This is a genomic window from Paenibacillus agilis (assembly GCF_007786455.1).
GTDB classification, from domain to species: Bacteria; Bacillota; Bacilli; order Paenibacillales; family Paenibacillaceae; genus Paenibacillus_B; species Paenibacillus_B agilis.
This window is the reverse complement of the sequence record NZ_VNJK01000004.1, coordinates 232,183-253,801: the sequence shown is the minus strand read 5'-3', so window position 1 is coordinate 253,801 and position 21,619 is coordinate 232,183. Positions and strand designations below refer to the sequence as shown.

General features: G+C 43.5%; 21 protein-coding genes and 1 tRNA gene. 3 read left to right on the top strand and 19 right to left on the bottom strand.

Features of this window, described 5'->3' with window-relative positions:
* From FPZ44_RS22405 to FPZ44_RS22330, 16 genes are all read right to left on the bottom strand, one after another.
* Complete coding sequence (locus FPZ44_RS22405) at nt 1–1,227, bottom strand: S-layer homology domain-containing protein (RefSeq protein WP_261378487.1); 1,227 nt, start codon at nt 1,225–1,227, stop codon at nt 1–3.
* A 391-nt stretch (nt 1,228–1,618) separates the two neighbouring features.
* Nucleotides 1,619–2,266 (bottom strand): amino acid ABC transporter permease, encoded by a 648-nt coding sequence (locus FPZ44_RS22400; RefSeq protein WP_144994125.1) that lies wholly within the window; start codon nt 2,264–2,266, stop codon nt 1,619–1,621.
* Between the two features lie 15 nt (nt 2,267–2,281).
* Nucleotides 2,282–2,923 (bottom strand): amino acid ABC transporter permease, encoded by a 642-nt coding sequence (locus tag FPZ44_RS22395; protein ID WP_144994123.1) that lies wholly within the window; start codon nt 2,921–2,923, stop codon nt 2,282–2,284.
* Nucleotides 2,924–2,946: 23 nt separating this feature from the next.
* Nucleotides 2,947–3,750 (bottom strand): transporter substrate-binding domain-containing protein, encoded by an 804-nt coding sequence (locus FPZ44_RS22390; protein ID WP_418789202.1) that lies wholly within the window; start codon nt 3,748–3,750, stop codon nt 2,947–2,949.
* Nucleotides 3,751–3,789: 39 nt separating this feature from the next.
* Entirely contained in the window at nt 3,790–4,518 is a 729-nt protein-coding gene (locus FPZ44_RS22385; RefSeq protein ID WP_144994120.1) for an amino acid ABC transporter ATP-binding protein, read from the bottom strand.
* Between the two features lie 314 nt (nt 4,519–4,832).
* Nucleotides 4,833–5,231: an adenosylmethionine decarboxylase gene (gene speD, locus FPZ44_RS22380; protein ID WP_144994118.1), complete on the bottom strand. Its 399-nt coding sequence runs from the start codon at nt 5,229–5,231 to the stop codon at nt 4,833–4,835.
* A 351-nt stretch (nt 5,232–5,582) separates the two neighbouring features.
* Nucleotides 5,583–6,167, bottom strand: coding sequence for a non-ribosomal peptide synthetase module (locus FPZ44_RS22375; RefSeq protein ID WP_144994116.1), 585 nt, complete (start codon nt 6,165–6,167; stop codon nt 5,583–5,585).
* 171 nt (nt 6,168–6,338) lie between these two features.
* Entirely contained in the window at nt 6,339–6,977 is a 639-nt protein-coding gene (gene yihA, locus FPZ44_RS22370) for a ribosome biogenesis GTP-binding protein YihA/YsxC (RefSeq protein WP_144994114.1), read from the bottom strand.
* 154 nt (nt 6,978–7,131) lie between these two features.
* Nucleotides 7,132–9,456, bottom strand: a complete 2,325-nt coding sequence (gene lon, locus FPZ44_RS22365) for an endopeptidase La (protein ID WP_144994112.1) — start codon at nt 9,454–9,456, stop codon at nt 7,132–7,134.
* Between the two features lie 69 nt (nt 9,457–9,525).
* Nucleotides 9,526–11,265 carry an ATP-dependent protease LonB gene (lonB, locus tag FPZ44_RS22360; RefSeq protein ID WP_144994110.1) on the bottom strand — a complete coding sequence of 580 codons (1,740 nt, stop codon included), beginning with the start codon at nt 11,263–11,265 and terminating at the stop codon, nt 9,526–9,528.
* A 198-nt stretch (nt 11,266–11,463) separates the two neighbouring features.
* Nucleotides 11,464–12,900 (bottom strand): alanine/glycine:cation symporter family protein, encoded by a 1,437-nt coding sequence (locus FPZ44_RS22355; RefSeq protein ID WP_144994108.1) that lies wholly within the window; start codon nt 12,898–12,900, stop codon nt 11,464–11,466.
* Nucleotides 12,901–13,314: 414 nt separating this feature from the next.
* The gene (ispG, locus tag FPZ44_RS22350; RefSeq protein WP_144994106.1) at nt 13,315–14,415 is read right to left on the bottom strand and encodes a flavodoxin-dependent (E)-4-hydroxy-3-methylbut-2-enyl-diphosphate synthase; all 1,101 of its coding nucleotides are present in this window, start codon (nt 14,413–14,415) and stop codon (nt 13,315–13,317) included.
* A gap of 123 nt (nt 14,416–14,538) precedes the next feature.
* The gene (gene clpX / locus FPZ44_RS22345) at nt 14,539–15,792 is read right to left on the bottom strand and encodes an ATP-dependent protease ATP-binding subunit ClpX (RefSeq protein WP_144994104.1); all 1,254 of its coding nucleotides are present in this window, start codon (nt 15,790–15,792) and stop codon (nt 14,539–14,541) included.
* Between the two features lie 13 nt (nt 15,793–15,805).
* Nucleotides 15,806–16,399: an ATP-dependent Clp endopeptidase proteolytic subunit ClpP gene (clpP, locus tag FPZ44_RS22340; RefSeq protein ID WP_144994102.1), complete on the bottom strand. Its 594-nt coding sequence runs from the start codon at nt 16,397–16,399 to the stop codon at nt 15,806–15,808.
* A gap of 363 nt (nt 16,400–16,762) precedes the next feature.
* Nucleotides 16,763–18,043, bottom strand: coding sequence for a trigger factor (gene tig, locus FPZ44_RS22335; protein ID WP_144994100.1), 1,281 nt, complete (start codon nt 18,041–18,043; stop codon nt 16,763–16,765).
* 159 nt (nt 18,044–18,202) lie between these two features.
* Nucleotides 18,203–19,135 (bottom strand): hypothetical protein, encoded by a 933-nt coding sequence (locus FPZ44_RS22330; protein ID WP_261378486.1) that lies wholly within the window; start codon nt 19,133–19,135, stop codon nt 18,203–18,205.
* Nucleotides 19,136–19,335: 200 nt separating this feature from the next.
* Here FPZ44_RS22330 and FPZ44_RS22325 point away from each other — a divergent pair.
* From FPZ44_RS22325 to FPZ44_RS22315, 3 genes are all read left to right on the top strand, one after another.
* Nucleotides 19,336–19,412: transfer RNA gene (locus tag FPZ44_RS22325), tRNA-Arg, on the top strand.
* Nucleotides 19,413–19,636: 224 nt separating this feature from the next.
* On the top strand, nt 19,637–20,089 hold the full coding sequence (locus FPZ44_RS22320) for a hypothetical protein (RefSeq protein WP_144994098.1): 453 nt from the start codon (nt 19,637–19,639) through the stop codon (nt 20,087–20,089).
* A 194-nt stretch (nt 20,090–20,283) separates the two neighbouring features.
* Nucleotides 20,284–20,580 carry a magnetosome magnetite crystal formation protein family gene (locus tag FPZ44_RS22315; RefSeq protein WP_144994096.1) on the top strand — a complete coding sequence of 99 codons (297 nt, stop codon included), beginning with the start codon at nt 20,284–20,286 and terminating at the stop codon, nt 20,578–20,580.
* A gap of 93 nt (nt 20,581–20,673) precedes the next feature.
* Here FPZ44_RS22315 and FPZ44_RS26575 read toward each other — a convergent pair whose 3' ends face one another.
* Genes FPZ44_RS26575 through FPZ44_RS22305 form a run of 3 tightly spaced genes read right to left on the bottom strand, consistent with a single transcriptional unit; the run spans nt 20,674 to nt 21,530 of the window.
* The gene (locus FPZ44_RS26575; RefSeq protein ID WP_186786191.1) at nt 20,674–20,820 is read right to left on the bottom strand and encodes a hypothetical protein; all 147 of its coding nucleotides are present in this window, start codon (nt 20,818–20,820) and stop codon (nt 20,674–20,676) included.
* Between the two features lie 43 nt (nt 20,821–20,863).
* Nucleotides 20,864–21,211 carry a carboxypeptidase gene (locus FPZ44_RS22310; protein ID WP_144994094.1) on the bottom strand — a complete coding sequence of 116 codons (348 nt, stop codon included), beginning with the start codon at nt 21,209–21,211 and terminating at the stop codon, nt 20,864–20,866.
* Between the two features lie 19 nt (nt 21,212–21,230).
* Nucleotides 21,231–21,530 carry a hypothetical protein gene (locus FPZ44_RS22305; RefSeq protein ID WP_144994092.1) on the bottom strand — a complete coding sequence of 100 codons (300 nt, stop codon included), beginning with the start codon at nt 21,528–21,530 and terminating at the stop codon, nt 21,231–21,233.
* Between the last annotated feature and the right edge of the window lie 89 nt (nt 21,531–21,619).

Below are 21,619 nucleotides of genomic sequence, written 5' to 3'. Positions count from 1 at the left end.
TTACTTAACGAGTTTAGAAGTCGATAAGGTGCTACTGTATATAGGAGCACCCCTTGATATCGTCTCAACCCGTACACGAAGCTCACCCGTAGTACTAAACTCTTTTTTCGGAATAATCATCCCATAAATTTCTTTATTCGGATCTGTTGATTCAATCACTGCTGATTGATTAAATTTATTAATATCCGCCCTTCCATTGTAACCTCTTACTCCAAGACTAAGCCTATTAATTGGATAGCTTTTAGGACTTTTATTTACTACAAAACGGGATTCTAAAAGAATGATATAAGCTTCCATTTCATCGGTTACCTTTCTTGTATCAGGACCAATTCTCCAAAGTAATTTATCTTTGCTCGGAAGCAATTTTTTATTAGGGTCCTTTGGATCATTCCAATCGATTGCAATTAATGAATCAACTTGACCAACAATATTTCCATTCGGCGAAGCGACTCTCAACTTAGAAGTTTTCCAGGAGTGAATCCCTTGATAAATATTCTTATTATCCGGCCCATTAAAAATCTCGGGAGCAACCGTAAAAATATTCGTCTTATGCCAAAGCACCTCAGCGGCTGCAACTGCGTATTTATCGGCTGGGAGCTTCTCACCATTCTTCACCTTAAGTATTCTCTCGATAACAGAGATCGCTTGTGCACGAGTTGTAACCCCTTTAGGTGAAATCTCCCCTGGGCTTGTCCCGGAAATGATTCCATTCTTCGTAGCAAGATACATCCATTGATTTTCCTCTACCTTAGCCGTACTCCCAAGTGCCCTTACCGCCACTTTCGCCATCTCTTCGCGCGTCAACGGCTTGTTCCAATCCGTGTCTGCAAAATCACCCGTTGAAAAAATCCCTGATGATTGGGCGGCATCTACATACTTCACATACCACGAACCATTCGTTGAAGATTCAACTGGCAAATTCAATGCAGAAACCGCCATTTTCACAAACTCTGCACGAGTAACTTTATTATTAGGTAGAAACTTTCCTTTAGGATACCCGGTCACATATCCTCTCTTAACCGCCTCATAAATGGCGCCTTCTGCCCAATGCCCAGCTGTATCTGTGAATTTTTTAATATTTTCCGACACAGCCACTTTTCCCTGATCTCCAGCTAGTTTGTCCTCGGTAGTCGAAACCGAAGCTGCTGACGATAGAGTTACTGGCAAGCTACCCCCTAAAAATACGGTCAATGCCGTAATTGCAGCGAGCGATTTCTTGTTCATCATTAATAATTCCTCCTCAAGTTGTTATTAGATTGATTCCTAATCTAGTTAAATCCATTTGAAATGAAAGTTGGATACAATGCGAGTGAGATATGTATGAAAACATCACGGGTGTTGGTAGAGTTCTCGCATCAAGAACGTAATCTTGCATGCATTGAGTAAACGAACGGTGAAGTGATACCAAGAAGTTGATAGAAGTGAATTCGAAAGGAAAAATATAGGCGGTTAATACTTATATCGGATCACACCACCTAAGACTTAAGTCCTATACAATAAAAACAGCCGGACGCCCCTATATAAGGTTAACGTCCGGCTGCCTGCCGTCCACTTGTATCAATTTATTTACATTATACGCCCCAGCCCTAAATTTACAAGACAAAAATTAACAGATTATTCAAACCCGTACCTCTATACGTTTAGCGACACTTGATAACGTAAAGTTAATAATAAAGTAGAACAAAGCCGCCAACAAATAAATCGGAATAACATAGTTGAAGTTTTGCCCACTCACCACTTTCGCACTATGCATCAGTTCCGGCAGTGAAATAATAACGGTCAACGATGTATCTTTAATCAAGGAAATAAACTGTCCTACAATAGGTGGGACCATACGCCGCAGCGCTTGTGGGAGCGTTATAAAGCGCAGCGTCTGAGTATAGGACAATCCACTAGATCGTGCCGCTTCAATCTGCCCTTTATCTATCGACAACAAACCTGCTCGCACAATTTCCGATATCATCGCCGCTTCAAAAATCGTCAGAGCTACGATCGCTGAAGTGAACACACTCATTTTAATACCCACCTCAGGCAGCGCAAAGTACACAAAGAAAATAATAAGCAGCAAGGGCAAGTTGCGGATCGTTTCTACACATACAGCAACAATTTGAGAAAGGACAGGAATACGAGCATATCGAATAATTGCGAGCAAACACGCTAGAATAAAGCTCAGTACAATCGCCGCCGCCGCAACTGCTATCGAGACGCCTAAGCCTTGCAGCAAGTACATCACATTGTCATACGAATAAGCTCCGATAAAATCCATCCCAAACCTCCTTCCTTAGCCACTTCGAGCCATTCGTCGCTCCAACGCCCGAACAGCAAAGCTAGTTGGAATCGTTAACAATAAATAAAACACACCAACTAAAAGGTAGACATTAAACGTATCAAACGTATCTGAATTAATCTGATCACCAAAGTACATCAAGTCCGCACCGGCATATACACCTAAAATAGCAGAGTTTTTAATCAAATTCAGAAACTGATTGCCCAAGGGCGGAATCACAATCTTTATGGCTTGCGGCAGCACGATAAACCTCATAGCCTGCAAGTAGGACAGGCCCGAGCACCGCGCTGCTTCAATTTGTCCTTTCGGAATAGACTGAATACCCGCCCGTATCGCGTCAGCAATATAAGCTGCCGTGTAGATGGTAAGCCCTATGCCTCCAGCCATAAAACCGCTCAAACCGAGAAAAGCCAGACCATGATAAAATATGGCCACCACAAGCAGCAAAGGAATGTTACGGATAAACTCTACATAAGCCGTCCCTATCCAGCGCAGCAGCCGAATGGAAGCAATCCGCATCACCGCGAGTACCGTCCCTAGTACAAAGCTGCCGATTAGCGCGAAAACGCTAATCGTTAGCGTGTTTAGAAATCCTTCTATATATCGATCCCCATGATCAATGAGCAAGGAAATCATCTTTAGGTCCCCTTCCTTGGCTTCTACTTAGCAGGCGGCTTCTGTCCCATCCATTGTTCGTACAACTTGTCATACTCGCCATTGGCCTTCATTTCCTTGATCAGATCATTAATGAGCTTTACAAGCTGCTCATCTCCCTTGCGTACAGCGATACCGTATGGCTCATCAGTAAAGTTACCGCCTACCATCTCAAAATTAGAGTCCTGCTGCATCATGCCTAACAAAATCGCATTATCCGTCGTTAACGCTTCACCCTTACCAGACTTCAGCGCCGTAAAAGCCTCCTGATAATTTTCGAACTCCAGCACTTCTGCTTCAGGTGCCTTTTCCTTAACGTTTTTAGCAGAGGTAGAGCCTTTGACAGCAAGCACCTTTACCCCTGATTTCAAATCCTCGATGGAACGCACCGAACTTCCTTTTTTCACAAGCAACGATTGTCCCGCTTCAAAATAAACATCCGTAAAATCCACCTGCTGCTTACGCTCCTCTGTAATCGTCATCGTCGCGATAATCGCATCGATGTCACCATTTTTCAGCATCGGAATTCTCGTCTTTGACGTTACTTCCTTCAATTCCAACTTGTTCTCATCACCAAGCAGCTTTTTCGCAATTGCCTTTGCCATATCCACATCAAACCCACGCACATCACCGCTGCCTGGATCTTTTAATCCGAATAGATTCGTATCGAACTTCACACCAATGACCAGCTTATCTTTCTCCTTAGCTGTTTCTACAGCCGACTTATTGCTGCTCCCTCCTCCACATGCTGCAAGGAACAATAACAAGCCCATACACACTACCATCATCAGCGTTCTTCGTTTAAGCAAGCCCTTTTTACTCATACAATCCCCCCTGATTCATTTTGATTAATGATGCAGCAATCGGCTAAGAAATACGCGTGCACGCTCTTCTTTCGGCTGTACAAAAAAATCGGCGGCGACTGCTTGCTCCACAATTTGGCCCTGATCCATAAACACAATCCGATCCGCAACCTCACGGGCAAATCCCATCTCATGGGAAACGATAACCATCGTCATCCCTTCTTGTGCAAGCGATCTCATAACATCCAGCACTTCACCAATCATTTCAGGATCTAATGCAGAGGTCGGCTCATCAAACAACATAATAGCTGGATTCATCGCTAACCCTCGAGCAATCGCTACTCGCTGCTGCTGCCCGCCAGACAATTGAGCAGGATACACTTCTGCCTTATCCAAAATGCCCACTCTCTCCAAATAGGCAAGTCCTCTTCTTTTCGCTTCATGCTCTGGCAAACCGAGTACACGAATTGGCGCCAATGTGATGTTATCAATGACCTTCATATGCGGGTACAAATTAAAATGCTGAAAAACGATGCCAATATGTTTACGGAAATGATTAAGCGGGAGTTTATTGTCGTGGACTTGGTAGCCATTAACCGTTAAATGACCTGATGAAATTTCTTCTAGACGATTGATACAGCGGAGAAGCGTACTCTTACCTGAGCCAGACGGCCCAATAACGACAACGACCTCTCCCGTTTCAATGTGGAGATTAATATCTTTTAAAACATGAAAAGAGCCATAGTGTTTATTCACCTGCTCAAAGCCGATCAATAAAAATCACCTGCCTTCACTCAAGATATAGACACAAAGAAAAGCACTATTACTATTTGTATGGACGTGTCCTTAATTTATTAACACAAATCTGATATCGCAACACATTAATCTCTCTCTTTTCACAAAAAAAGCCAACCTAATAAAGGTTGACCAATTGTCCTCTTCATGATTTTCTTTCATTGCGACAGCGTGCAGCATATTGCGAGCCTATGCTCAAAATAAATAAAAAATCCACCGGGAAACTCCCGATGGATGAATATACTTAGCTAATTATACGTTTAATCACATATTAAACATTCACTTATACCGTATTATACAAGTTCTTTCACTTGCATATCCGGTGTCATTACTTCAAGTTCACCAAGTCCGCGAATAATCTTCTTCGCAAACGTCTTTTCCGGCTTAAGCACGGATACCAGGTAATCAATTGCGAGTTGCGGATCAACCGTCTCCCCACATGTGTAACAATCAATAGCAGCAAATCCACGCTCTGGGTAAGTGTGGATGGAAAGATGACTTTCCGACAACAAGACGAGCACCGTTGCTCCTTGTGGTTCAAATTGCTTGGATTGTACGGACAAAACCGTAGCCCCACAAGCTTCAGCAGCTTCTACCAACTGAGTTTGGAGGTAATCAGCATTGTTGAGTAAATCAAAGTCTACCCCCCATGTGTCAACAGCAACGTGTCTTCCGAAAGTTGAATATTCCATCTTTCGTTTCCCCCTTCCTAGGAATAAAATGTTTTTTGAAACAATTTTCATCCGCTAGGACCTACGTCATTCACTTCCCGAGGGAATGCATCTCTCGCAACATACAATGTCCTGAGTGAATCCTGGTTCCTATATATGTTTTCAACGAGATTAAAAATAACATCTTGCGAACATTATTGCAAGCCCTTTTTTCAATAAATCCCAAACTTATTTATTTCCGAACTATTATTCATCGCATTTACGTTATTATTCGGATGCCATTAAGCTGTATTCGTATTATAAACAAGAAAGACCGCCTCTATGTAGAGGCGGCTATTATGACCAACGTATATGTTTATGATTCCATGTTGCTTACGCTTCTAAAACAAACAATTGGTGTGATAATTCATGCAACTGTTGATCAATAAATGTAACCTGATCATTTAATTCACGGTTACGCGCATCCAACAGCTCGTTGATCTGTTCACGGATAACAGCAATTTGCTGTTCCACAATATCTTGGCCATACATCATCTGCAAGTCGCGAGCAAAGTCTTTCTGTTCGTATACGATCCGAGCTTGCTCACCCTGTTGCTCTACAATTTGGCAAACCTTACCTTCAGCATATACATACTGCATTGTAAAGCCTGCAAAAATGCGGTTGACAACCGCCTCACCACGAAACTCCATCACAAGCTTGTGCATGATCTGGGTTAATTTCGGGCGAAGTAAGCGACAAGACGTTACACAGACATACCGATTGCCTTGCTTCTCGAACAGGAACGTAATCGCATCACCTTGACCATCCTCAAGAACAACTTCTTGATTCCCATTGTCCATTACTTTAACACGCCAAACTAACGTTTGGCCTGGTAATGAACTTAAAAATAAGGTTAATTGCGGCTCTGTCATCTGCATACGGGCTTTCACATATTCTGTGGCTAATCGCCTAGCCATACTTTATCTCCTCAATTCTTGAACCTTTGCTTACATTAACATTATACTACAGAGCAAAGTAATTTTCCTCTTAGCGAGTCATTATTTTATTGAGGATTTTAGAAAAATCAGCTGGAAAACGGCATTCCACTGCAATAATAGCATTGTTTCTTGTTTTCTAGCCGTTTCAACCTAAGTTTCCGATGAATTATTATCTTCTTCTATATCTGCATCCATTTCTGGAAACGCCGTTTGAGTAATAATGTCCCACAATTCTTCTCTGCCCATACCTGTCTCAGAAGAGAACATTATAATTGGTGTATTCGGCTTTATGCCGAGCGTAGTCTTTACCTGCTTCAAGTGCTTCGGCCACTGGCTGCGCGGCAGCTTGTCTGCTTTCGTCGCCACAATGCATACAGGCAAATCAAAATGAGTCAACCAATCATACATCATAATATCGTCTTTTGAAGGCGGATGACGGAGGTCAATGACTTGCATAATAAGCTTTAACGGCTCACGATTTTGAATGTAAGCTTCAATCATACGCCCCCAAGCAGCACGTTGTGTCTTCGATACTTTAGCAAAGCCGTAGCCAGGTACATCGACAAAATAAAGCTCATTATCGGTATGAATGCGATAGTAGTTCAATTGCTGTGTTTTACCTGGCTGCGAACTTGTGCGGGCCAGGTTTTTGCGCATAATAAGGCGGTTAATCAAAGAAGACTTCCCTACGTTTGAGCGCCCTGCCAACGCGATCTCAGGCAACCCATCCTCTGGATACTGATCTGGCCCTACCGCACTAATAATAAATTCTGCATTTTTAATTTTCATCTTGTTGCACCATCCTTCATCAATACTACATACGCAATAACGGACGCCTAATATCGGCGCCCGCTTCATTCGTCACCACTATTTCTTACCTTCTATCCTGCAAATGCTGATTAAGGGAAATAAAGATCTAGTCGCACACACGACTCCAGCATCTCTATTGATCCAACAACGCATGCGCTAGCACTTCATCCATATGACGGACGGGAACAAATACTAACTCTTGGCGGATGCTTTCAGGGATATCATCCAAGTCACGTACATTGTCGTAAGGGAAAAGTACTTTTTGGATGCCTGCTCGATGTGCAGCCAAGGACTTCTCCTTCAAGCCACCTATCGGAAGCACACGACCACGCAAAGTAATCTCGCCCGTCATGGCAACATCTTTCGATACATACCGTTTGGTCAATGCCGAAACAAGTGCTGTAGCCATAGCAATCCCTGCAGACGGTCCGTCCTTCGGAATAGCACCTTCAGGAACATGAATGTGTATATCCAATTTCTCATGGAACGAAGGCTCCAGCTCCCATACATCGGCTTTAGAACGAATGTAGCTAAATGCCGCTTGAGCAGACTCCTTCATAACATCACCCAGTTTACCAGTTAACAGCAGCTTGCCTGTTCCCGGAACGACTGTCACCTCAATCGTCAGCGTATCCCCGCCAACTTCTGTCCACGCAAGTCCCGTAACCATTCCAACCTGATGTTCTTGTTCAGATTGACCGTATCTGTACCGAGGCACACCTAAAAATTCCTCTACATCAGATGCGGTAATTCGAACCTTCTCTTCGGATTTGGAAACAATCATTTTAGCCGCCTTACGGCAAAGCGCAGCTAGACGCTGTTCTAACTGACGTACACCCGCTTCTCGCGTATATTCGCGAATGAGACGACGGATAACATCATCATCCAGTTGCAAGTGCTCCTCTTGAAGACCATGATCGCGCATTTGCTTCTCGAATAGATGACGCTTCGCGATCTCTAGCTTCTCTAATTCCGTATAACCGGACAGCGGTATGTATTCCATACGATCAAGCAGCGGACGAGGTATGTTATGAACTGCATTCGCTGTCGTCACGAACATAACTTGGGATAAGTCCACAGGCAACTCAATGAAATGATCGCTAAACGTATTGTTTTGCTCTGGATCGAGCACTTCCAACATAGCTGCCGAAGGATCCCCTCGCATGTCAGAACCCATCTTATCAATTTCATCCAAGAGCACGACTGGATTCATCGATCCCGCTGTCTTCAGCGCCTGAATAATACGCCCTGGCATCGCTCCTACATACGTTCGGCGATGACCACGAATCTCTGCTTCATCCCTTACACCGCCTAATGATATCCGTACAAATTTGCGGCCAAGCGACTTTGCAATCGATCGCGCCAACGACGTTTTCCCGACACCTGGTGGTCCAACCATACACAATATCGGACCTTTTAATTGTTTAACGAGCTGCTGTACTGCAAGATATTCCAGCACTCGCTCCTTAGGTTTATCTAGGCCATAATGGTCTGCTTCCAATATAGACTCAGCTTTGTGCAAGTCCAAATCGTCCTCAGTGCGAGTCCCCCATGGAATTTGCATGACCCAGTCGATATAGTTGCGAACAACAGCACCTTCAGCTGAACTAGGAGGGATCTTCTCAAGCCGGTCGATTTCCTTGGAGAGCTTCTCGAGCACTTTTTCCGGAGCCTCTAGTGACTTAAGCTGCTCGCGAAGCTCTTCTACCTCGCCTACACGACCCTCTTTATCACCTAACTCCTTCTGAATTGCTTTCATTTGCTCACGCAAGTAGTATTCCTTCTGCGTCTTCTCAATCCGCTTCTTCACCTGCGAATGAATCTTACGCTCTAGCTCAAGTACTTCACTCTCATTTTCCAACAGCTCAAGCAGCGCTTCCAGCCGATCTCTTACATTAGAAATTTCAAGCAAGTATTGCTTATCTTTGAGCTTAAGCGGCAAGTGACTCGCCACCATATCGGCAAACCTTCCCGGCTCCGTAATATCCGTGACTGACGCTAACGTCTCCGCAGTTACTTTTTTGGACAAAGATACGTAACTTTCGAACTTAGACAGAACCGAACGTCGGAATGCCTCTGTCTCATGCTCCGTTCCCGACTGCTCTTCGATGAGATGCACTTTTACTTCATAAAAGTCATCATTAGGTACATACTCAATTATTTCCGCCCTCGTCATACCTTCAACAAGTACCCGGATCGTGCTGTTAGGCAAACGAAGCATTTGACGGACCATAGCTACAGTCCCTACCGGATAAATATCCTCTTGCGCAGGATCCTCTACGCTTACTTCGGATTGGGAGCACAAGAGCAACATCTGGTCTTCAAGCATCGCTTGCTCGAGCGCTTTAACGGACTTATCACGCCCGACATCCAGATGCAGCACCATGCTTGGATAGACGAGCAGTCCTCGTAGAGGCAAAAGTGGAAGCTTGCGAACTTGTGCAAGTTTCGGCTCCATCGCATTGGCACCCCCATGATTGTCGTGTTAGATGTATCCATTGTAACTTATCAAGCCCTAAAACACCAATTAGCACGTTGTAGAAGGGGGATTATCGCCATGCCCGCCATCTGTTGATTCTGCATGAAATAGTGGTACCGCTGAGCCTCCAGAACGTTCAAATGACTTCGGTAATTGGAGTGGATCATCCTGCATCTGTGCAGCGAATGTATGCTTAAGTACTTCTTCAAAATATTCAACAGGGATAACTTGCAATCCATTTAAATCATTAAATATCTCCTGCCAATTCTCCTTAGGGATAATGACACGAGTTGCCCCAGCTTGAAATGCAGCTTCTACTTTGGCAAGTACACCACCTACTGGCTTCACCCTGCCATGAACACCAATCTCTCCGGTCATAGCCAAACGATGGTCAATGGACCACCCATTTACAGCAGAAGCAATCGCTACACCCATCGCTATCCCTGCGGACGGACCATCGACTGGTGAACCCCCTGGGAAGTTGATGTGCAAATCATAATTTTTTGTCTCATAGCCACATGCTCGGAGCACCGTCAACACATTCTCGATGGACCCTTTTGCCATACTTTTACGGCGCAGCGTACGGGCACCACCACCATTTAGCTCCTCTTCTTCCACAACACCCGTAATCGTATATTTGCCATGCCCATTTTTAACCCGAATAGCAGATACTTCAATTTCAAGCAAAGCCCCCATGTTAGGGCCGTAAACCGCCAATCCGTTTACAAGTCCCACCTGCGGCGCTGTACCTACTTTCCGTTCAGGACGCGGTGTAAGCTGACTGCTGTTAATCACCCACTCTACATCAGCTGCCACTAAGGAAGAACGATGCTCCGACAGTGCTAATCCAACAGCCAACTGAATAATGTTAACTGCTTCACGACCATTCGTTGCATATTTTTTCAACACATCAACCGCTTCAGGCGCAGGAGGAAATCCTATTTTTTTCACGGCATTTTCTGCAATACTCTCAACTTCTTCAGGTAGTAACGGTCTAAAAAAGATCTCCATGCAGCGCGAACGCAAAGCTGGCGATATTTCTTGCGGCGAACGCGTTGTTGCTCCAACGAGACGAAAATCAGCCGGCAAACCATTTTCAAAAATATCATGAATATGAGTTGGGATATTCGGATCTTCACTATGATAGTAAGCACTCTCTAAAAACACTTTTCGATCTTCCAATACCTTTAGCAGCTTGTTCATCTGGATCGGGTGAAGCTCACCAATCTCATCGATAAACAATACGCCTCCATGGGCCTTCGTCACTGCACCAGGCTTAGGCTGAGGAATCCCCGCTACCCCCATCGCCCCTGCTCCTTGGTAGATTGGATCATGTACAGAACCAATGAGCGGATCAGCAATACCACGTTCATCAAAGCGAGCTGTGGTGGCATCGATCTCTGTGAATTTTGATTCAAATGTAAAGGGAGAGCTCAGATTTTTCTTTGCTTCCTCTAAAATAACTCGTGCCGCAGCTGTCTTACCAACTCCAGGAGGACCATAAATAATGACATGCTGCGGATTAGAACTGCAAAGTGCCGCTTTTAGCGCACGCAGACCATCACGTTGACCAACAATGTCCTTCATGGATGCAGGTCTTGTTTTCTCTGAAAGTGGCTTAGAAAGCGAGATTGACCGCATTTTACGAAGTTTGTCCATTTCCTTGCGGGACTCCCGATCAACAGCAGTACGATTGGACTTCTGGCTCTTCAGTAAATTCCAGAAGTATACTCCAATAATAATGGCGAAAAAAGCGTTGATAAGCATTAGTATCATGCTAAAATTCATCGTGTTACTCCTCCTTTAAGTGCATGTTCGCAGCTCTGTTGCAGCACTGAACAACCTCAAGACCCATTTCACGGCATACAAAAAAATCCGGTGTGGTTCAATACTTGGTAGTATTGCCCTTCACCGGATTCCTTATAAGTCATGTGAATATCTCATTATTCACACGATGAAATATGAAATTGTAATGGTTTCAATTCGTTATGCTTTCTTGCGCTCCCAGCATTCCGTATTTTTAAGACCAGGGATCGAGTCCGCATAGAATACAGGCTCTTTTCCAGCCTTGCGTTGACGATTATAATCTTCCAACACTTTGAATGCCACCTTACCAAGCAGCAAAATAGCGATAAGGTTAATAAATGCCATGAAGCCCATAAACGTATCTGCCAAGTTCCATACCAAAGAAATTTTTGCGACAGATCCAACGAGCACCATTGCCACTACAACAATACGGTACGTCAACAGCCAGCCTTTTTTCTTTGTAATAAACTCGATGTTACTTTGCCCGTAATAGTAGTTACCTATCAAGGACGTGAACGCGAACAGGAAGATTGCAAATGCGATAAAGTATTCTGCCCATGGACCAATTTGTGATGCGAGTGCAACTTGAGTCAACTGAATACCATCTGTTTCTGTAGACAAATGTGCACCAGAGAACAAGATAATAAATGCAGTCGAGCTACATACAAGCAATGTATCCACAAATACACCGAAGGATTGAATAATACCTTGCTTAACTGGATGACTTACAGTCGCTGTTGCTGCCGCATTCGGCGCACTACCCATACCCGCTTCATTCGAGAACAAGCCTCGTTTGATACCGTTCATGATTGCAGCACCGATACCGCCGCCAACTGCCTCTTCCCAACCAAATGCATTCATAATAATGGAGCTAAATACAGCAGGAATTTGTGTATAGTTCACTGCAACGATATAAAGTGCTATTCCGATATATGCTAATGCCATGATCGGTACGACTGTAGCAGATACTTTTGCAATACGCTGTACTCCGCCAAAGATCGTAATCATCGTAATAACAGCTAGAATAATCCCCATCGTAATCGGTTCAATCGTGAACAAATCACTAAAAGCAGCTGTTACTGTATTCGCCTGCACCGAGTTAAACACAAAGCCATAAGTGATCATAATTAGAACAGCAAACACAACACCCAGCCAGCGCGCATTAAGCGCTTTTTCCATATAGTAAGCTGGACCACCGCGGAATGCCTGCCCGTCTTTTACTTTGTACACTTGAGCTAGTGTAGACTCAATAAATGCAGATGAAGCTCCGATGATGGCAATAACCCACATCCAAAATACTGCACCAGGACCACCTGTCTTAATGGCAATCGCAACGCCAGCTAAGTTACCAATACCAACTCGGGATGCTGTACTCATCGCAAAGGCTTGGAAAGAGGATACACCTTTTTTCTTATTAGGCGTTGTCGTATCTTCTTCATCATCATTAGGGTTTCGTTCACGAACCTTGAATAGACGGAAAATTTCTTTAACGGTTCGTACTTGAATGAAACCAGTATTGAAAGAAAACCAAAGTCCTGCGCCGACGAGAATAAAGATCAGCATGAGGTACCACTTATCATTAAATAGAACAATCCATGATTCCAAAGTATCTAACATATATCGCACCCTTTCTCTCGATGACATTCTTGATGAATCAGGTATATGTTAACTTTCTTAACATAACTAATAAATTAATTTTACCTGATCCTTTAATAAAGTAAAATAAATAAAAGTGATACTTATGATAGAATTTTTTAATCATTTGGCATCATTTTCTTGGAATACATCGTTAAATTTATGCATGTCTTGATGTTTAGCTTAATTTAGAAGCAGAAGATACCCCTTAGTATGTGCTTTTCTGTGTACTTTTTTACTCCTATTACGGCGCTACATATGTTAATTAACCTAACAAATGATACCAGAAACACCTTGTCATCAACAAAATTAACCAAATAAACAGGCCGTACAACTGTAGTTTACAGTGTACGGCCTGTCCTCTAGCAGACTGGGCGCGCAATGCACCCGCATCTGTTAGTGTCTATCACGCCCAGGGATTTTACCTGTACGCTCATATTCGGCTACGATAATGTCAATTTCCTTTTTTAACTCTTCAACCATATCAGCTTCAGGTACTTTGCGAATCATTTGGCCATAGCGGAACAGTAATCCTTCCCCTCTTGCACCAGCAATCCCGATATCAGCTTCACGCGCTTCACCAGGACCATTTACAGCACAGCCAAGCACGGATACTTTGATCGGCACCTTAACGTTTGCAATGTACTCTTCCACTTCATTAGCAATGGAGAACAAATCAATATCCAAGCGTCCACATGTCGGACAGGATACAAGCGTAGCTGCATTTGAAATCAAGCCAAACGACTTGAGAATCTCACGCGCAACCTTTACTTCCTCCACCGGATCTGCGCTCAAGCTGATACGAACGGTTGAGCCCAATCCCAATGACAGCAGCGCCCCAATTCCTGCGGCACTCTTACATGTACCTGAGAACAATGTTCCTGCTTCAGTGATCCCCAAGTGAAGCGGATACTTAATTACCTCGGAAGCTTTGGAATAAGCAGCAATTGCCATCGGCACATCAGAAGCTTTCAAGGAGACGATAATATCGTGGAAATCCAACTCCTCCAGAATGCCAATGTGGAACAATGCACTTTCAACCATAGCTTCAGGCGTAGGGTATCCGTATTTTTCTAACAAGTGATTTTCCAACGAACCGGCATTTACACCGATACGAATCGGAATTCCACGTTCTTTACACGCTTTTACAACCGCCTCAACCTTCTCGCGACGGCCAATGTTACCAGGATTGATACGTACCTTGTCGATGCCGTTTTCAATCGCCTTAAGCGCCAAGCGATAATCGAAGTGAATATCCGCAACAAGCGGGATATTGATACGCTTCTTAATTTCTTTAATCGCATCTGCCGCTTCTTCATTGTTCACGGTAACGCGTACGACTTGACACCCTGCCTCCTCCAATCGGAGAATTTCAGCAACGGTCGCTTCAACGTCTGCCGTCTTCGTCGTACACATACTTTGAATGATGACCTCGTTATTACCACCAATCGTTACATTCCCGACTTGTACAGGTCTCGTCTGATGTCGTAGATACATGTTTATTCTCTCCCAATTCGGATAACAACGGAAAAGCGCCTAGCGGCGCTTTAGCTGAGACAACCACCTATTTACATTCAAACTCGCTGTACAGGCGGCTGCCCCTGCTAGATTCAAGCGTTATTATGCGCTCTCTTCCTTTTTGTTCTGTTCCGTTGTTAGTTCCGGAATGATTCGTTCACGCACAACTTGCTCTGTAATTACACAAGTTGTAATATCTTCACGGGATGGCACTTCATACATGACATCCAGCATAATCCCTTCAATAATCGCACGTAGTCCGCGTGCACCCGTGTTACGCTTGATCGCTTCGCGAGAAATAGCTTCCAATGCACCTGCTTCGAATTCAAGCTTCACATTGTCCATTTCCAGCAGCTTCTGATACTGCTTCGTCAAAGCGTTCTTAGGCTCGCTCAAAATACGTACAAGCGTTTCTTCATCCAACGGCTCCAACGTGGAGATTACCGGTAGACGACCTACGAATTCAGGGATTAGACCGAATTTAAGTAAGTCTTCTGGCAACGTCATGGACAAATATTCACCCGGCTTGAGATCCTTTTGTCCGCCTTCTGCTGCGTTGAAACCGATAATTTTCTTACCTACGCGGCGCTTGATTAATTGCTCTAGGCCATCAAACGCACCACCGCAGATGAACAAAATATTTGTTGTATCAATTTGAATGAATTCTTGATGTGGATGCTTGCGTCCGCCTTGCGGTGGAACAGATGCAACCGTACCTTCAAGAATTTTCAATAATGCCTGCTGAACGCCTTCACCGGAAACATCACGAGTGATAGATGGGTTCTCGGATTTACGAGCAACTTTATCAATCTCATCGATGTAAATGATTCCGCGCTCTGCCTTCTCAACATCGTAGTCCGCAGCTTGGATAAGTTTCAACAGGATGTTCTCAACATCCTCACCTACGTAGCCTGCTTCCGTCAAAGAAGTTGCATCTGCGATAGCAAATGGCACGTTAAGAATCTTAGCCATCGTTTGCGCAAGCAACGTCTTACCAGAACCAGTAGGACCAACGAGCAAAATATTACTCTTTTGCAGCTCTACATCCTCAATCTTGCTCTGGGAGTTAATGCGCTTGTAGTGGTTATACACTGCAACAGACAAAGATTTCTTCGCTTGATCTTGGCCAATAACATATTGATCAAGAATCCCACGAATTTCCTTTGGTTTTGGAATATCTTTAAGATCTACCTCTTCTTCGTGACCGAGTTCTTCTTCTACAATTTCATTGCAAAGCTCGATACACTCATCACAAATATATACACCAGGACCCGCTACCAACTTGCGTACTTGTTCTTGAGACTTGCCGCAAAAGGAGCATTTCAACTGGCCTTTTTCTTCGTTAAATTTGAACAATGCGCTTCCCTCCTTACTTCAAAGCCGTGCCGGAATGAATTACAGCGTCTATAAGGCCGTATTCTTTTGCTTCATCCGCACTCATAAAGTAATCGCGATCTGTATCGCGGTCAATCTTATCATACGGCTGGCCTGTACGGTCAACATAGATCTGATTCAGCTTCTGCTTCGTCTTAATGATCCAATCCGCATGAATTTTAATATCTGTAGCTTGCCCTCGAACACCACCAAGCGGTTGGTGTATCATTACTTCGGCATTAGGCAACGCAAAACGCTTACCAGGCGCTCCTGCTGTAAGCAGCAATGAGCCCATGCTTGCAGCCAACCCCACACAGATCGTAGATACGTCAGGCTTAATATGTTGCATTGTATCCAATATACCAAGCCCAGCTGTAACTGAACCACCTGGTGAGTTGATGTATAAGTGAATATCCTTTTCTGGATCGTCTGCTTCCAAAAACAGCAATTGAGCAATAATGCTATTAGCAACATCATCATCAATTGCGCTTCCTAGGAAGATGATGCGGTCTTTCAGTAATCGGGAGTAAATGTCATATGAGCGTTCGCCCCGATTGGTCTGCTCGATGACCATAGGAATCAAATTCATGGTACCGACCTCTTTTCTTTATCAGGCTATACTAGCTTATTTTATCACGTTCCGTAATCAATGTCATATGCACACCATTATTACAGTGTATGACGCTATGTTATGTATTTAGTCTCAATCCTCAAAAGTACAAAGGAATCGCTCAGCTGGCGGAACATCCAGCAATATTCGTGGTTTGTTCATGAACCAAGAACCTATTAAATATGTACACTGTTTTCAATGGAGTCAAACGATATGATAAAAGACGCTATACATACTCATTAGGAGAAGCGCCTATAAAAAGGAGGAAAAACAAGGCACGCAATACGTGATTGACGTGCCTTGTCATGTTGTGCCGAGGTTTAACCCTCGGCTTGTATGTGATTAGTTGTTGTCAGCAAGAAACTTGATTGTCTTGCGAAGCAGCGCTTCCTCACGAAGGTTGTTGATAGTACCGTTCTTTTCCAAGATCGTACGGATTTCATCCGCAGGACGTTGGTAAGCTTGTCCCATCTTTTCAAGCTCTTCTGCTAGCTCTTCATCAGAGATAGCTAGGCTTTCAGCCTTCGCAACTTGCTCAAGAACGAGGTTGTTTTTAACACGAACGTCTGCTTCTTTCTGCATTTGCTCACGAAGATCAGCAATTGTTTGGCCAGAAAGAGTCAAGAACATATCCATGTTCATACCTTGCATACGCAGGCGGTTGTCAAGATCTTTAACCATGTGTTGAATCTCGGATTCGATCATGGAACGTGGAATCTCAACTTCAGCTTTAGCAGATACTGCTTCAACTACTGCCGCTTCACGTGCTGCTTGTGCTTCACGATCTTTGCGTTCTTGGAGCTGCTTGCTCAAATCAGCTTTGTACTCATCAAGCGTTTCGAACTCGCTCACATCTTTAGCGAACTCATCATCCAATACTGGAAGCTGCTTGCGCTTGATTTCATGCAATTTTACTTTGAACAAAGCAGGCTTGCCTGCAAGGTTCTCAGCATGGTAGTGCTCTGGGAATGTAACTTCAACATCTTTGAAGTCGCCAGTTCCAAGACCCACCAATTGGTCTTCGAAGCCAGGAATGAAGGAGTTAGAACCAAGCTCCAAGCTGTAACGCTCTGCTTGTCCACCTTCGAATGCTTCACCATCAACGAATCCTTCGAAGTCGATAACAACTGTGTCACCGCTCTTCGCAGTATCTTCGTCAACGATTACAAGCTCAGCATGACGCTGTTGCAAACGCTCCAATTCAGCGTTCATATCTTCTTCTGTTACTTCCGCGGATTGCTGCTCCACGTTAAGACCTTTGTAGTCGCCCAATTTTACTTCAGGCTTTACAGTTACTTTAGCTTTGAACTTGAACGTTTCGCCTTTTGCGAATTGCTCAACATCAACCTCTGGTTGATCTACAGGTTGAATCGCCGCTTCTTTTACTGCTTCAGCGTATGCTTTAGGCAGCAAGATGTCGATTGCGTCTTGGTAGAGGCTCTCTACACCGTATTTTGCTTCGAAAATTGTGCGAGGCACTTTACCTTTACGGAAGCCAGGAACGCTTGCACGCTTCTGAACTTTCTTAAATGCTTGATCCAAAGCTTCTGTTACGCGCTCTGCGTTAACTTCAACTTCAAGGACACCAACGTTACTCTCTATTTTTTCCCAAGTTGCTTTCATTTTATGCCTTCCCCTCCAAAAAGATCACATAGCTAGATCATAGCTTACACGTTCTTGAAATAACCATTACATTATAGCCGAAGCTATAGTGTTTTTCAAGGCAACACCTTTGCCATTATGTGTGCCTAAAGCTGTGTTGTCAAGCATCGCTATAATTCGTCAAGATTCTGCTCGAAACGACTTAGCCAACGATCGTAATGCCTGTTCATAAACGATACGTGAATCACTGTTAATATGATAAATTTGCTTTACTACCGATTCTTCCTCTTGAAGTTGAAGCAGCCCAGCTACTATACGATGAAGTGCAGCAGCCCAAGCATTCGCCTCAGCCTCTGTGCCACTACGCAATTGCTCATACTGCGACGTACCATAGATAGCCTTTATAAATTGATGCCATATTTCTTGAGCGAAGTAGGCAATTGATGGTTCACGAAGCGCAACAACCTCATGCACCCGCTCTGCTGGCGCTAATATGGCTGAAGGATATGAGGCATAATCGAGAGGCGTATGTTCAATATCTACTACACACTGCTCACTCCCACGATAGAAGGTAACAGCACCTGTCATTCCTCGCTTGCAAAGTGTCTGTAAAATCCCGAACTGAACAATGGGATGCAGTTTCTTCGTTTCCAACAAATAGATCAGTTCATCATTTAAGTTAGCATCTTCTGCCACGGTCAGTTGCTCCAATATGAACCATTTTCTTTCATCAAAGGGAGTTTCCTGCAACCGTTCAAGCATCTTCGCTATGTATTGCTCATCCATTTGCTGTTTCTCTAACACTTGTGAGCGAATCACATCTTGCTCAGACACATCTTCTTCCGCTTGTTGAATATTATGTATAGAAGGTTGTTCTGTCTCATCTTGCAGGTATGGGAAAGCTTGCAGCAGCCATTCGAGCAGCGCTTGCCATTCTACACGGCTCTCTTCATTGTCTCCACTGCATTGCAATAGGAACTTTAACAACGCAACAGCCTCGGCATAACGCTCAGACTCAAGCATACGCGTCAATTCCATTTGATAATATTCGTACGTTTTTGGAAACAATACGACATTCGGTTTCGATTGATTATGTTCCGTAATAAGTAGCACCTACCTTCTTGTCAGCTAGTCAGCTGTTCAGGCCACATGGTCCCCTTCTTCATTGTCGGGCTTGTTCATTATACCATACACTGGGACACTGCTGACATTACACTGTTTTGCATTTGTAACAAATTGAAAGAAAAAAAGATAGCTAAAACTGTTGCATCAGTTCTCATTTTTTGATATTATCAGTGATGTTGTTATTATTTGTCCCAGTAGCTCAGCAGGATAGAGCAACGGCCTTCTAAGCCGTCGGTCGGGGGTTCGAATCCCTCCTGGGACGCCAGTTATTTAATTTTAACGCAGATTGATTCATACATCAAATCCCCAGAAATCCTTATTTACCAAGGGTTCTGGGGATTTTTTATATCTATACCTTACCCAGAACATCACGTTTGAAAACGATAGAAACTGAAATCATTTTACACATTTTCTACACAAGCTATTCCCTGGCTTAAAATCAACCCTCTATTATTGAGCATTATTAGCCGCAGTATAGGAGGAAATTTTATGAAAAGGCTATGCACTGCCGCTATTGCTGCTGTTGTCTTATTGAGCGGTTGTAGTCAAAAAGAAACTACTCCATCAATCGAGAAGGTACAAGGAGAAAAGCCTTCAACTCCAGTACAAACTGAATTTCAATTTACTCCTCTTGACGAAAGTAAATATGAAGGCACCGAAAAAGAAATGATTAAGCTCGTTAATTTGCACGCTAAGTATGTAAACAACAAAGACGAAACGAACTTCAAAAAATTATTTCATAATCAAGATTACAGACTTCCTTCATACGAAGTTCTAAAGAATGAATTGCACGAGTTCAGGGATATGAAACAAACTCAAGGATACGTGGCAATAAAAAGAACTTCCAGAAGTTTAAAAACAAACGAAGTAATCGAAGGATATTCCGTTTATTTTATTTCTTGTAATAAAAAAGGTGCATGGAAAATAAACGGAATAGACTAAGGGAGGGGCTTCCCCTTCCTTTTTTGTGTTTTATCTCCAAGATGTGCGCTTATTTATACATGCAAACCCTTCTGGAACCCATCACTTTCACAGTTCTACTTTTGTTACAACCTCTCCAAAATGGGTAAACTCTAGAAAATAAACGTTCCTAATTCGCATATGCTACTTTTAGAAAAAGTAAAGAGGTGATCCTTTTGTCTTCCAAACATTTACTTGCCGCCTTAAGTTACTTCAGCATCTTTTTCGCAGGGGTACTGTTACCGCTTGTCGTACTGTTCATTGCCGATAATAGTTATACTCGTAAGCATGCAGGTTATGCCCTAATTTCTCAGCTACTTCCTTTTGTTTTTATCGTATTCGTATTCATTTCCCTGTTCGGTGGAGAATTTGTTGTTAGCCTTGGTTTTACGATTTTAGCAGCTATTCTGTCTTTCTTTATATTTGTCTGGAACATCATTATGGGGGTCAAAGTTCTTCGGGAAGCAAATTAATGCTTTGATAGGTATGAAAAGGCAACAGGCGCAGCCTCTTTCATGAACGCAACGCTTCGCCTGCTGCCCAAAATAATCGGTTTTCTGTTTAGACTATCCTTTTTTACTGCTATCCCGCTTGCTGCCATCCCATGGATTTTTTTGCGCAGGATGCTTTACATTTTTCATAATGACATCATGTGCATGATTTTGTTGATGAGCATATTTATTTCCTTTGTTCTCTTTAAATGATTCTGTCATATGTGATGCCTCCTGTTATGAGTTATAGGTACAATCATGATTATCATGACTGCTCGTTTAGGGAATCCAGTTGGGAACGCACTTCAGGACAAGCTAATAAATTATCAAGGAAATGTGCCTTGGCCTTCCAGTCGCACCCAAAGGTGTCATCGCTAAATTCTTCTTCTGCCACTGACTCCAGCGCTTGATGAACGTCAGGCACCACTTGTGCAGCATCTCCACCTGCATGAGCCTGCAGCACCCTAACAATTTCGTAGCCACCATTTGGAATCGCAGTTACATAAGCAAGCAAATTCCCTGTTCGGCCAAAAGGAATAATTTCAACTTCTGCACACAATTTCCCGTCGACTGTAGTTGTTTTTTTAAAATGAGCTTGTTGAATATCAATCACCGCTATTCTCCCCCCTTCCTCAATCCCTTATTTGGGACAGAGTTTGCTTCGTGACTGACGTTCCTAGCTTGGCTATGATGTTGTAAATATCATCAACAACTTGTTGACTACGAGCATTAAGTTCCACCTCAGGTACATCGATGATTGGGTTAAACCCGCGGTATAACGCTTCTGTCTCGGCCTCCTCCAGCTTGGAGAATTGACCTAGAAGTGCCGCTGCTTCATCCTCTGTCGCATGAATGGTCCACTCATCGCCTTGTGTGGAATAAGGGAGCACGGTTCGCGCATGAACCGAAACATAGTACGTATGACGACTCACATCACCCCTCCTTTTTTGTTAGCTTCCCCTGATGGACATACATCTTATCCCGCTTCCTGCATACCCATGATATTACCTTGATTTATAGA

What these genes read in the sequence shown, in the direction of transcription:
- FPZ44_RS22375 (WP_144994116.1), bottom strand. Translation starts at nt 6,167, where the DNA reads ATGGCTAGGCGATTAGCCACAGAATATGTGAAAGCCCGTATGCAGATG.
- clpP (WP_144994102.1), bottom strand. Translation starts at nt 16,399, where the DNA reads ATGAATTTGATTCCTATGGTCATCGAGCAGACCAATCGGGGCGAACGC.
- lon (WP_144994112.1), bottom strand. Translation starts at nt 9,456, where the DNA reads ATGGAGCCGAAACTTGCACAAGTTCGCAAGCTTCCACTTTTGCCTCTA.
- FPZ44_RS22400 (WP_144994125.1), bottom strand. Translation starts at nt 2,266, where the DNA reads ATGGATTTTATCGGAGCTTATTCGTATGACAATGTGATGTACTTGCTG.
- speD (WP_144994118.1), bottom strand. Translation starts at nt 5,231, where the DNA reads ATGGAATATTCAACTTTCGGAAGACACGTTGCTGTTGACACATGGGGG.
- FPZ44_RS22395 (WP_144994123.1), bottom strand. Translation starts at nt 2,923, where the DNA reads ATGATTTCCTTGCTCATTGATCATGGGGATCGATATATAGAAGGATTT.
- FPZ44_RS22355 (WP_144994108.1), bottom strand. Translation starts at nt 12,900, where the DNA reads ATGTTAGATACTTTGGAATCATGGATTGTTCTATTTAATGATAAGTGG.
- lonB (WP_144994110.1), bottom strand. Translation starts at nt 11,265, where the DNA reads ATGAATTTTAGCATGATACTAATGCTTATCAACGCTTTTTTCGCCATT.
- ispG (WP_144994106.1), bottom strand. Translation starts at nt 14,415, where the DNA reads ATGTATCTACGACATCAGACGAGACCTGTACAAGTCGGGAATGTAACG.
- FPZ44_RS22320 (WP_144994098.1), top strand. Translation starts at nt 19,637, where the DNA reads ATGAAAAGGCTATGCACTGCCGCTATTGCTGCTGTTGTCTTATTGAGC.
- tig (WP_144994100.1), bottom strand. Translation starts at nt 18,043, where the DNA reads ATGAAAGCAACTTGGGAAAAAATAGAGAGTAACGTTGGTGTCCTTGAA.
- FPZ44_RS22405 (WP_261378487.1), bottom strand. Translation starts at nt 1,227, where the DNA reads ATGATGAACAAGAAATCGCTCGCTGCAATTACGGCATTGACCGTATTT.
- FPZ44_RS26575 (WP_186786191.1), bottom strand. Translation starts at nt 20,820, where the DNA reads ATGACAGAATCATTTAAAGAGAACAAAGGAAATAAATATGCTCATCAA.
- yihA (WP_144994114.1), bottom strand. Translation starts at nt 6,977, where the DNA reads ATGAAAATTAAAAATGCAGAATTTATTATTAGTGCGGTAGGGCCAGAT.